The organism is Streptomyces durocortorensis, assembly GCF_016901035.1.
Lineage (GTDB): Bacteria > Actinomycetota > Actinomycetes > Streptomycetales > Streptomycetaceae > Streptomyces > Streptomyces durocortorensis.
Map to the genome: position 1 here is coordinate 1 of NZ_JAFEUF010000145.1, position 5,356 is coordinate 5,356.

Sequence of the window (5,356 nt, forward strand, 5' to 3'; positions counted from 1 at the left end):
CGCCCACGGACCCCCGCCCGGGGCCTGACGTCCCACTGCCGTCGTCGCCCGGGGGACGGGAGTCCGACGACGGGCCCCGGCCCCGCGACAGCATCCGACTCACCCCCGGGGCGCCGCCGTGGACCCCCGGATCATCAGCTCGGCGGCGATGGTCGCGATGCCGCCGGGCGGCGGGCTCTCCTTGCCCATCGCGAGCCGCCCCGCCCGGGCGCCCGCCTCGAAGAGCGGCAGCCGGACCGTCGTGAGGGCCGGCACCGCGTCCACCGAGAACGGCAGGTCGTCGAAGCCCGCGACCGATATGTCCTGCGGGATGCGCATCCCCTGGTCCCGTACGGCCGCGCACGCGCCCAGCGCCACGGTGTCGTTGGCGGCCACGATCGCGGTCACGTCCGGTGCCCTGCGCAGGAGTTCGAGGGTGGCCTCGTACCCGGAGCGCCGGTCGTAGGGCCCGTGCACGGTGAGCCGGTCCTGATCACCGGAGCCGGTCCCGCCGTTGTCGGCGCTCTCGCCCCCTGCAGGCTCATCGGCCAGCCCCGCCGCGTGCAGCGCCTCCCGGTGGCCCTCCAGCCGGTGCCGGGTGGTGGTGCGTTCCCGGGGCCCGGCGACGTAACCGATCCTGCGGTGGCCGAGCGAGATCAGGTGTTCGGTGAGCCGGCGGCCGCCGCCCCGGTTGTCGAACGCGAGGGCGGCGACGAGCGCGTCGCCCTCGGGCAGCGGGGGGCGCCCGCAGAAGACGATCCGGGTGCCCGCGTCCGCGAGCTTCGTCAGCTTCGCGGACATCGCGGCCTGGTGCGCCGGGCTCTCGACCGCGCCGCCGGTGAGGACGACGGCGGCGGCGCGCTGGCGCTGGAGGAGCGTGAGATAGGTGAGTTCGCGCTCCGGGGAGCCGCCGGTGTTGCAGATGACGGCCAGCTTCTCGCCGCCCGCCCGCCCCGAACCGTCCCCGGGGCCGCCGATCTGCGTCTGGGCCGCCCCCGCCATGATCCCGAAGAACGGGTCGGCGATGTCGTTGACCAGGATGCCGACCAGATCCGAGGTGGCCGCCGCGAGGGAACTGGCGGGCCCGTTGAGCACATAGTCCAGGTCGTCCACCGCGCGCAGGACCCGCTCCCGGGTCGACGCCGCCACCGGGTAGTTGCCGTTCAGTACGCGGGAGACGGTGGCCGGGGACACCCGGGCGCGCGCCGCCACATCCGCCAGGGTGACTGTCATCGCTGTCCTCCGTGAGATCACGTGCGGCCCCCTCTTGTCCGGCCGCTGTCGGCAGGCTAGCGTCATCTTCGATAGAAAGCGCTTGCTACCGCTGTATGGAGGGACCTTCGTGACACGCAGGACAGTGCGCATCGCCATGAACGGCGTCACGGGGCGCATGGGATACCGGCAGCACCTGGTGCGCTCGATCCTCGCGATCCGCGAGCAGGGGGGCCTGGATCTCGGCGACGGCGGGGTGCTGTGGCCCGAGCCCGTGCTCGTCGGCCGCCGCGCCCACGCCCTGGAGGAACTCGCCGAGCGCCACGGTCTGACCGAGTGGTCGACCGATCTGGACGCGGTCCTCGCGGACGACACGGTCGAGATCTACTTCGACGCCCAGGTCACCTCGGCCCGGGTGGAGGCGATCAAGAAGGCGATCGCGGCGGGCAAGCACGTCTACACCGAGAAGCCGACCGCCACGGACATCGAGGGGGCCCTGGACCTGGCCCGTCTCGCGCGTGACGCCGGCATCAAGCACGGCGTCGTCCAGGACAAGATCTTCCTGCCGGGCCTGCTGAAGCTGAAGCGCCTGATCGACGGCGGCTTCTTCGGCGAGATCCTGTCCGTGCGCGGCGAGTTCGGCTACTGGGTCTTCGAGGGCGACTGGCAGCAGGCCCAGCGCCCCTCCTGGAACTACCGCGCGGAGGACGGCGGCGGCATCGTCGTCGACATGTTCCCGCACTGGGAGTACGTGCTCCACGAGCTGTTCGGTCAGGTCACCTCCGTAACGGCCCATGTGCAGACGCACGTTCCGCAGCGCTGGGACGAGCAGGGCAAGCCGTACGAGGCGACCGCCGACGACGCCGCGTACGGCATCTTCCAGCTGGCGGGCGGGGCCGTCGCGCAGATCAACTCCTCCTGGACGGTACGGGTCAACCGCGACGAACTCGTCGAGTTCCAGGTCGACGGGACGCACGGCTCCGCCGTCGCCGGCCTGCGCAACTGCCGTGTCCAGCACCGCTCGTCGACGCCGAAGCCGGTCTGGAACCCGGACCTCCCGGTCACCGAGTCGTTCCGCGACCAGTGGCAGGAGATCCCGGACAACCAGGAGTTCGACAACGGGTTCAAGGCGCAGTGGGAGCTGTTCCTGCGCCACGTCGTCCAGGACGCGCCCTACACCTGGGACCTGCTGGCCGGTGCCCGGGGCGTCCAACTCGCCGAACTGGGACTGAAGTCGTCGGCCGAGGGCCGCCGCTTCGAGGTTCCGGAGCTGACGCTGTGACGACGGCCGTCCCGCTGCCCCAGGGCCCCTACACCCCCCGCGCCACCCCGCTCGACCTGACGCCGGGCGCCGGGGCCCCCTCCTCCCGTACGGTCTTCTCGGCGGCGCACGTGGTCGCCGACCCGTACGCGGACATCGGCCCGGACGACCCGGCGGCCGTCGACTGGGAGTCCACGCTCGCCTTCCGCCGCCACCTGTGGGCGCACGGCCTGGGCGTCGCGGAGGCCATGGACACCGCGCAGCGCGGGATGGGCCTGGACTGGGCGGGCGCGGCCGAACTGATCCGCCGGTCGGCCGCCGAGGCGAAGGCGGTGGGCGGCAAGATCGCCTGCGGCGTGGGCACCGACCAGCTGCTGCCTTCCTCCGAGCCGACGTTGGCGGAGGTCAGGTCGGCGTACGAGGAGCAACTGGCCCTGGCCGAGGCCAACGGCGTACAGCCGATCCTGATGGCGTCCCGCGCACTGGCGAAGGCGGCACAGGGTCCGGAGGACTACCTCGCCACGTACGCCCATCTCCTGCGCCAGGCCTCCGAGCCGGTGATCCTGCACTGGCTGGGCCCGATGTTCGACCCGGCCCTGGAGGGCTACTGGGGCAGCGCCGACCTCGACGAGGCCACGGACACGTTCCTGAAGGTCATCGCGGAACACCCGGACAAGGTCGACGGCATCAAGATCTCCCTCCTGGACGCGGCCCGCGAGATCGACGTCCGCCGCCGCCTCCCGGGCGGGGTGCGCTGCTACACCGGCGACGACTTCAACTACCCGGAACTGATCGCGGGCGACGAACGCGGCTTCAGCCACGCCTTGTTGGGCATCTTCGACCCGCTGGGCCCGCTGGCGGCGCACGCGGTACGGGTGCTGGACACGGGGGACGTGGACGGCTTCCGAGCCCTCTTGGACCCCACGGTCGAGCTGTCCCGCCACCTCTTCCGAAGCCCCACCCGCTTCTACAAGACGGGCGTCGTGTTCCTGGCCTGGCTGGCCGGCCACCAGGACCACTTCACGATGGTGGGCGGCCTCCAGTCGGCCCGCTCGCTGCCCCATCTGGCGAAGGCGTACGAACTGGCCGACGGGCTGGGCCTGTTCCCGGATCCGGAGCTGGCCGCACACCGGATGCGCACGCTGCTCGCCGTCCACGGAGGCACACGATGACCAACGGCGACCTGGCACGGCTGAGCATCAACCAGGAGACCATCAAGCAGTGGTCGCTGCCGGAGCTCGCCGAGGGCTGCGCCAAGGCGGGCATCGGCAAGGTGGGCCTGTGGCGGGCCCCGGTGCAGGCGTACGGCGTCGAGCGCACGGCGAGGCTCCTCGCGGACGCCGGGCTCACCGTCACCAGCCTCTGCCGGGGCGGCTTCTTCACGGCCCTCGACCCGAGTGAGCGCGCCCGCGCCCTGGACGACAACCGGGCGGCGATCGACGAGGCGGCGGCCCTGCCCACCGACACCCTGGTCCTGGTCTCCGGCGGCCTCCCGCCCGGCAGCCGCGACCTGCACGGGGCGCGGGAACGGGTGGCGGACGCACTGGCCGAACTGGGCCCGTACGCGGCGGAGCGCGGCGTACGCCTGGCGATCGAGCCGCTCCACCCGATGTACGCATCCGACCGCTGCGTGGTCTCCACCCTCACCCAGGCCCTGGATCTCGCGGAGCGCTTCCCGGCCGAACAGGTCGGCGTGGTCGTCGACACGTACCACCTCTGGTGGGACGACCGGGCCCCCGCCCAGATCGCCCGCGCGGGCGCGGGCGGCCGTATCCACTCCTTCCAGTTGGCCGACTGGATCACCCCGCTCCCGGCGGGCGTCCTGCTGGGCCGGGGCCAGCTGGGTGACGGAAGCGTGGACTTCCGCGCCTTCCGCCGCGATGTGGAATCCGCGGGCTTCGAAGGCCCGATCGAGGTGGAGATCTTCAACGAGGCGCTGTGGGCCCGTGACGGGGCGGAGGCCCTGGCGGAAGTGGCGGCCCGCTACGTGCAACATGCCTGCTGAGAGCCCTGCGCACGACCGAAGGTAAAGAGATCGTAAAGGGCTGCAACCTTTGGGTACCCTCCCGGGTCACACATGGCGTCGGGACTTCCGGGGAGGGGTCCGGGGGGAACGGGAAGGCCCGACGGGAGGGGAAAGCGAGGGGGGTCCGGCCGTGAGGCCGGGCCCCATTCCGCTTTCTCGGCCGCCCTCACGCCGTCTGTTCGCCGGCCTGACGCCGTTCGTCAGGATCTGCCGCCATGACGGAGAGCGCAGCGGAAGACTGGCCCGAACCTCCCCTCGCCGGTACGGAGACGGCGGCTGTCCTCGGTGCGCTGGAACGCCAGCGGGCCACGCTGTCCTGGAAGACCTCGGGCCTGGGCGCGGACGGGCTGCGGGCCACGGTCGGCGCGTCCTCCGTCACCCTGGGCGGCCTGCTCAAGCACCTGGCGCATGTCGAGGACAGCCACTTCGCCCGCCTCTGGCTCGGTGTCCCGGTCGGCGCACCGTGGAACACGGTCGACTGGGACAACGACCCGGACTGGGCCTACCGCACCGCCGCCGAGGACACCCCCGAGCAACTGCGCACCCTCTGGCGGGAGTCGGCGACCCGCTCCCGGGCCGTCATCGAGGAGGCGCTGAGCACCGGGGGCGGCCTGGACCAGCTCGGCGCGTACGTCACCCGCGGCGGCGAACGCCCCAACCTCCGCCGCATCCTCCTGGACCTCGTCGAGGAGTACGCCCGCCATGTCGGCCACGCCGACCTCATCCGCGAGTCGGTCGACGGCCTGACGGGCGAGGACCCGGGGTGACCTGAAGGACAGGGTTCACCGCGGGGGGGGGGGGGGGGGGGGGGGGGGGGGGGGGGGGGGGGGGCGGGGGGGCGGGGGGGCGCCGGGGGGGGGGCGGGGCGGGGGGCGGGC

Annotated in this window: 5 protein-coding genes; 4 read left to right on the forward strand and 1 reads right to left on the reverse strand. The window is 72.9% G+C overall.

Annotation, left to right across the window (positions count from 1 at the left end; translation table 11 throughout):
* Positions 1 to 99: 99 nt before the first annotated feature.
* On the reverse strand, positions 100 to 1,212 hold the full coding sequence (locus JS521_RS23740) for a LacI family DNA-binding transcriptional regulator (RefSeq protein ID WP_205084975.1): 1,113 nt from the start codon (positions 1,210 to 1,212) through the stop codon (positions 100 to 102).
* A 109-nt stretch (positions 1,213 to 1,321) separates the two neighbouring features.
* On the opposite strand from JS521_RS23740, the gene JS521_RS23745 reads away from it, so the two are divergent.
* From JS521_RS23745 to JS521_RS23760, 4 genes are all read left to right on the forward strand, one after another.
* Positions 1,322 to 2,473 carry a Gfo/Idh/MocA family protein gene (locus tag JS521_RS23745; protein WP_205084976.1) on the forward strand — a complete coding sequence of 384 codons (1,152 nt, stop codon included), beginning with the start codon at positions 1,322 to 1,324 and terminating at the stop codon, positions 2,471 to 2,473.
* Positions 2,470 to 3,624, forward strand: coding sequence for a dihydrodipicolinate synthase family protein (locus JS521_RS23750; protein WP_205084977.1), 1,155 nt, complete (start codon positions 2,470 to 2,472; stop codon positions 3,622 to 3,624). The genes JS521_RS23745 and JS521_RS23750 overlap by 4 nt, the downstream gene beginning before the upstream one ends.
* Positions 3,621 to 4,457: a sugar phosphate isomerase/epimerase family protein gene (locus JS521_RS23755; RefSeq protein ID WP_205084978.1), complete on the forward strand. Its 837-nt coding sequence runs from the start codon at positions 3,621 to 3,623 to the stop codon at positions 4,455 to 4,457. The genes JS521_RS23750 and JS521_RS23755 overlap by 4 nt, the downstream gene beginning before the upstream one ends.
* A gap of 236 nt (positions 4,458 to 4,693) precedes the next feature.
* The gene (locus tag JS521_RS23760) at positions 4,694 to 5,245 is read left to right on the forward strand and encodes a DinB family protein (protein WP_205084979.1); all 552 of its coding nucleotides are present in this window, start codon (positions 4,694 to 4,696) and stop codon (positions 5,243 to 5,245) included.
* The last annotated feature ends 111 nt before the right edge of the window (positions 5,246 to 5,356 follow it).

Bases quoted from the DNA above. Each gene is read 5' to 3' on its own strand.
- JS521_RS23740 (WP_205084975.1), bottom strand. From the start codon at position 1,212: ATGACAGTCACCCTGGCGGATGTGGCGGCGCGCGCCCGGGTGTCCCCG.
- JS521_RS23755 (WP_205084978.1), top strand. From the start codon at position 3,621: ATGACCAACGGCGACCTGGCACGGCTGAGCATCAACCAGGAGACCATC.
- JS521_RS23760 (WP_205084979.1), top strand. From the start codon at position 4,694: ATGACGGAGAGCGCAGCGGAAGACTGGCCCGAACCTCCCCTCGCCGGT.